General features: G+C 71.9%; 5 protein-coding genes and 1 pseudogene. 3 read left to right on the top strand and 3 right to left on the bottom strand.

Annotated elements, in window-relative coordinates; translation table 11 throughout:
• Positions 1 to 50: 50 nt before the first annotated feature.
• From AC2CJA_RS23725 to AC2CJA_RS23715, 3 genes and pseudogenes are all read right to left on the bottom strand, one after another.
• Positions 51 to 1,142 carry a 2-oxoacid:ferredoxin oxidoreductase subunit beta gene (locus tag AC2CJA_RS23725; protein WP_484604718.1) on the bottom strand — a complete coding sequence of 364 codons (1,092 nt, stop codon included), beginning with the start codon at positions 1,140 to 1,142 and terminating at the stop codon, positions 51 to 53.
• Positions 1,135 to 3,045, bottom strand: a complete 1,911-nt coding sequence (locus tag AC2CJA_RS23720) for a 2-oxoacid:acceptor oxidoreductase subunit alpha (protein ID WP_484604717.1) — start codon at positions 3,043 to 3,045, stop codon at positions 1,135 to 1,137. Before AC2CJA_RS23720 ends, AC2CJA_RS23725 begins: the two co-directional genes overlap by 8 nt.
• A gap of 184 nt (positions 3,046 to 3,229) precedes the next feature.
• Positions 3,230 to 3,415: pseudogene (locus tag AC2CJA_RS23715) on the bottom strand (response regulator transcription factor); the annotation flags it as partial.
• Between the two features lie 221 nt (positions 3,416 to 3,636).
• Between AC2CJA_RS23715 and AC2CJA_RS23710 the strand changes: the two are divergent.
• From AC2CJA_RS23710 to AC2CJA_RS23700, 3 genes are all read left to right on the top strand, one after another.
• Entirely contained in the window at positions 3,637 to 4,008 is a 372-nt protein-coding gene (locus tag AC2CJA_RS23710; RefSeq protein WP_093851503.1) for an NADH-quinone oxidoreductase subunit A, read from the top strand.
• Positions 3,999 to 4,667: an NADH-quinone oxidoreductase subunit B gene (locus tag AC2CJA_RS23705; RefSeq protein WP_484604716.1), complete on the top strand. Its 669-nt coding sequence runs from the start codon at positions 3,999 to 4,001 to the stop codon at positions 4,665 to 4,667. Before AC2CJA_RS23710 ends, AC2CJA_RS23705 begins: the two co-directional genes overlap by 10 nt.
• A partial coding sequence (locus AC2CJA_RS23700) for an NADH-quinone oxidoreductase subunit C (RefSeq protein WP_484604715.1) occupies positions 4,664 to 5,329 on the top strand: 666 nt, incomplete at its 3' end. The genes AC2CJA_RS23705 and AC2CJA_RS23700, both read left to right, overlap by 4 nt.

Raw genomic sequence — 5,329 nt, 5'->3', positions numbered from 1 at the left:
GGCCGGTCCCGCCAGGCGGGACCGGCCCCTCGGCCGTTCGGACGGCGTGGTCAGCCCACGACTGTCCAGGTGTCGTTGCCGGTCAGGAGGGCGCCGAGGTCGCCCTTGCCGTTGTGTGCGACGGCCTTCTCCAGCTGCTCGGTCATCAGGGTGTCGTAGACCGGGCGGCGCACGTCGCGCAGGACGCCGATGGGGGTGTGGTGCAGGGTGTCGGGGTCGGCGAGGCGGGAGAGGGCGAAGGCGGTGGTGGGGGAGGCGGTGTGGGCGTCGTGGACCAGGACGCCGTCGGTGCCCTCCGCGGTGACGTCGACCACCTTCAGGTCTCCGGTGGTCTGGTCGCGGACCACGCCCCTGGAGCCCAGACCGTCCTGGGCGGGCGCGCCGAAGCGGATGGGCCGGCCGTGTTCCAGCCGGATCACGGCCTCCTGGGCCTGTTCCCGGTCCTTGAGGGCGTCGAAGGCGCCGTCGTTGAAGATGTTGCAGTTCTGGTAGATCTCCACCAGGGCGGTGCCCGGGTGGTCGGCGGCCGCCCGCAGCACGCCGGTGAGGTGCTGGCGGTCGGAGTCGATGGTGCGGGCCACGAAGGACGCCTCCGCGCCGATCGCCAGGGAGACCGGGTTGAACGGGGCGTCCAGCGAGCCCATCGGCGTCGATTTGGTGATCTTGCCGAGTTCGGAGGTGGGGGAGTACTGGCCCTTGGTCAGCCCGTAGATCCGGTTGTTGAACAGCAGGATCTTCAGGTTGACGTTGCGGCGCAGCGCGTGGATGAGGTGGTTGCCGCCGATGGACAGCGCGTCCCCGTCGCCGGTGACCACCCACACCGACAGGTCCGGCCGGGAGGAGGCCAGGCCGGTGGCGATGGCCGGGGCGCGGCCGTGGATGGAGTGCATCCCGTAGGTGTTCATGTAGTACGGGAAGCGGGAGGAGCAGCCGATGCCGGAGACGAAGACGATGTTCTCCCTGGCCAGGCCGAGCTGCGGCATGAAGCCCTGGACGGCGGCCAGGACGGCGTAGTCGCCGCAGCCGGGGCACCAGCGGACCTCCTGGTCGGACTTGAAGTCCTTCATGGTCTGCCTGCCGTCGGCCCTGGGGACCAGGGAGAGCGCCCCGGAGGCGGGCGCCTGCGTCGTGGTCTCAGCCATCGATGGCCTCCTTCAGAACGGTGGCGAGCTGCTCGGCCTTGAACGGCAGGCCGGTGACCTGCGTGAACGACCGGGCGTCGACGAGGTACCTCGCGCGCAGCAGGGTGGCCAGCTGCCCGAGGTTCATCTCGGGCACGACCACGGTGTCGTAGCGGGCCAGCACCTCGCCGAGATTGCCGGGGAAGGGGTTGAGGTGACGCAGATGGGTCTGGGCGATCCTGTGGCCGGCGGCGCGCAGACGGCGCACCGCGGCGGTGATCGGCCCGTATGTCGAGCCCCAGCCCAGCACCAGCGCCCCCGCGTCGCCGGTGGGGTCGTCGACCTCGATGTCGGGTACCTCGATCCGGTCGATCTTGGCCTGGCGGGTGCGGACCATCAGGTCGTGGTTGGCCGGGTCGTAGGAGATGTTGCCGGTGCCGTCCTGCTTCTCGATGCCGCCGATGCGGTGCTCCAGGCCCGGCGTGCCCGGCACCGCCCAGGGGCGGGCCAGGGTGCGCGGGTCGCGCTTGTAGGGCCAGAACACCTCCGCGCCGTCGGCGGTGGTGTGGTTGGGTCCCGAGGCGAACCGCACCCGCAGGTCGGGCAGCTCGCCGGGCTCGGGGATCCGCCACGGCTCGGAGCCGTTGGCCAGATAGCCGTCGGACAGCAGGAACACCGGCGTGCGGTAGACCAGCGCGATCCGGGCCGCCTCCAGCGCCGCGGTGAAGCAGTCGCCCGGGGTGGCCGGGGCCACCACCGGCACCGGCGCCTCACCGTTGCGCCCGTACATCGCCTGCAGCAGGTCGGCCTGCTCGGTCTTGGTCGGCAGGCCCGTGGAGGGACCGCCGCGCTGGATGTCCACCACCAGCAGCGGCAGCTCCAGGGAGACCGCCAGCCCGATCGTCTCCGACTTCAGCGCCACCCCCGGACCGGAGGTGGTCGTCACCGCCAGCGCCCCGCCGAAGGCGGCGCCCAGCGCCGCGCCGATGCCCGCGATCTCGTCCTCGGCCTGGAAGGTGCGCACACCGAAGTTCTTGTGGCGGCTCAGCTCGTGCAGGATGTCCGAGGCCGGAGTGATCGGATACGAGCCCAGATACAGCGGAAGGTCCGCCTGCCGGGACGCGGCGATCAGCCCGTAGGACAGCGCCAGGTTGCCGGAGATGTTGCGGTAGGTGCCCGGCGGGAACGCCGCCGAGGCCGGGGCCACCTCGTAGGAGACGGCGAAGTCCTCGGTGGTCTCGCCGAAGTTCCAGCCCGCCCGGAAGGCCGTCACGTTCGCCTCGGCCACCTGCGGCTTCCCGGCGAACTTACCGCGCAGGAAGGACTCGGTGCCCTCGGTGGGCCGGTGGTACATCCAGCTCAGCAGGCCCAGCGCGAACATGTTCTTGGCCCGCTCGGCGTCCCGGCGGGCCAGCCCGGAGTCCTTCAGCGCCCGCAGCGTCAGCGTCGTCAGCGGCACCGGATGCACCCGGTAGGCCTCCAGCGAGCCGTCCTCCAGCGGGCTGGCGGCGTAACCGACCCTGGCCATCGCCCGCCGGGTGAACTCGTCGGTGTTGACGATGATCTCCGCGCCCCGCGGCAGGTCGCCGACGTTCGCCCGCAGCGCGGCCGGATTCATCGCCACCAGCACATCCGGCGCGTCACCGGGAGTGAGGATGTCGTGATCGGCGAAGTGCAGCTGGAAGGACGACACCCCCGGCAGCGTTCCGGCCGGCGCCCGGATCTCGGCGGGAAAGTTGGGCAGCGTGGACAGATCGTTGCCGAAGGCCGCCGTCTCCGAGGTGAACCGGTCACCCGTCAGCTGCATACCGTCACCGGAGTCACCGGCGAAACGGATGATCACCCGCTCCAGCCGCCGAACCTCCTTGGCCGGTGAGCCGGGCGAGCGCTGCTGATCGGCTGGGCTACTGACCTGGCTGGTCACTGGACTGGACCTCCCTTGAGGCGGCGGCTCGTCAGCCATCGTACGTGGGTAAGGGTGACCTTCCTGCGATCGGTCACATGGTGGACGTTCCGATGAGACGACACTCGGGGACGTGCGTATATTCCGGCGGTGCTCTGGAGCCTTTCTGGAGCCCCGGGCAGGACCGTCGCCGGACTGCGACCCCGAGGTACGTCAGCACGGCCAGTACCCGCCGGTGGTCCTCGCCGCCCGGTGCCGGCCCCAGCTTGAGGAAGATGTTGCCGACGTGCTTCTCCACCGCTCCGTCGCTGACCACCGGCTGCCGGGCGATCGCGGAGTTCGTACGGCCCTCGGCCATCAGCCCCGGTACCTCGCGCTCGCGCGGTGTGATCCGGCCGGACCGGTGCCGCGAACTGCCGCGCGCGGGGGGCACGCCGCCATGGGGTTCGCGGGCGGGACACGGTGGGGCTGACCCCACCACCGGGCGGGGCGCGGCGAGAGCCGGGCGCGGATGTGGTGGAGGCCCGCTTCCGCGCGCGGGCCCAGGGCCTAGACTCCCCTTCCGAACGGAGCGTCGTAACCGATGCGAACACCACGGAGCGAGGGGCGGACGTGCCGGACTATTTCCACGGCTACGCGGTCGTCGGGCTGGTCGCGGTCGTCGGGGTGCTCTTCGTGGCGGTGGCCTTCGGCGCCGGGCGGCTGCTGCGGCCCGTGGTGCCGACGCCGGAGAAGCTGCTGACCTACGAGTGCGGAGTGGACCCCGTCGGCGAGGGCTGGGCGCACACCCAGATCCGCTACTACGTGTACGCCTTCCTCTACGTCGTCTTCGCCGTCGACTCGATCTTCCTCTTTCCCTGGGCGACGGTCTTCGCCGAGCCCGGTTTCGGCGGAGTGACACTGGTGGAGATGTTCGTCTTCCTCGGCTTCCTGGCCGTGGGACTGCTCTACGCCTGGAAGAAGGGCGTTCTGGCATGGACGTGAACCCCCAGACCCCCGGCACCCGAGGGGCCGCTGCCCCGGCCGCCCCGCCGGAACCCCTGCCGGAGCCCCGCCGGCTGGGCGGACTGGCACGGCTCGCCCCCGAGCCGATGAAGGTGGTCCTCAACTGGGGCCGCCGCTACAGCCTGTGGGTCTTCAACTTCGGGCTGGCCTGCTGCGCGATCGAGTTCATCGCCGCGTCGATGTCCCGCCACGACTTCATCCGCCTCGGTGTCATCCCCTTCGCCCCGGGGCCGCGCCAGGCCGACCTGATGGTGGTGTCGGGCACGGTCACCGACAAGATGGCACCGGCGATCAGGCGGCTGTACGAGCAGATGCCCGAGCCGAAGTACGTGATCTCCTTCGGGGCCTGCTCCAACTGCGGCGGCCCGTACTGGGACTCGTACTCCGTCACCAAGGGCGTGGACCAGATCATTCCGGTCGACGTCTACGTACCCGGCTGCCCGCCCCGGCCCGAGGCGCTGCTCCAGGGCATCCTCAAGCTCCAGGAGAAGATCGCCGGGGAGTCGACGGCCGAGCGGTACGGGAACGCCTCCGCACCCGGAGCCGCGCCGTCGAGCCCGTCGGGGGCGGCCCTGACCAGCGGTCTGGTGACCCCGCCCCCGTCTCCGGGCCCGGCAGCGGGGGAGGGGCGCGCATGACCGGACCGGAACCGAACCCACCGGGGCGGCGGCCGTCCGCCGCCGGATGGCTGCCCCGGCCCGCCGAGGAGGTCTTCGGTGAGGACGCGAGCGCGGCCGAGACGTACGGGCTGCTGACCGTCGACGTGCCGGCCGCCCGCTGGACGGAGGCGCTGACCGCCGCGCGCGACGAGCTGGGCTGCACGTTCTTCGACTGGCTGAGCGCCGTGGACGAGCCGGGCGAGGGCTTCTCGGTCTGCGCGCACCTGGCCGCGCTGGGCACACCGGTCCGGCGGTTGCTGCTGCGGACCACCGTGCCGCACGAGGCGCCCGCCCTGCCCACCGCCACCGGTGTGTACGCCGGGGCCGCCTGGCACGAGCGGGAGACGCACGAGATGTTCGGCGTCTCCTTCACCGGTCATCCGAACCCGGCGCCGCTGCTGCTGCCCGACGGTTTCGAGGGACATCCGCTGCGCAAGGACTTCGTGCTGGCGGCCCGTGTCGCCAAGGCGTGGCCCGGCGCCAAGGAGCCGGGCGAGTCCGCGGAGGGCGGCCCGCGGCGGCGGCAGACGCTGCCGCCCGGCGTGCCCGACCCGAACGAGTGGGGTCCGCTCAAGGGACAGCTTCCCGCGTCGGCCGCCCGTCCGGCGCGCGGCCGTGCGGCCGGCGTGGCGGGGGAGCGC

It is taken from the genome of Streptomyces sp. ATLC9, assembly GCF_057196705.1.
The sequence above is the reverse complement of the archived record's forward strand: the minus strand, read 5'-3'. Positions and strand labels throughout refer to the sequence as shown.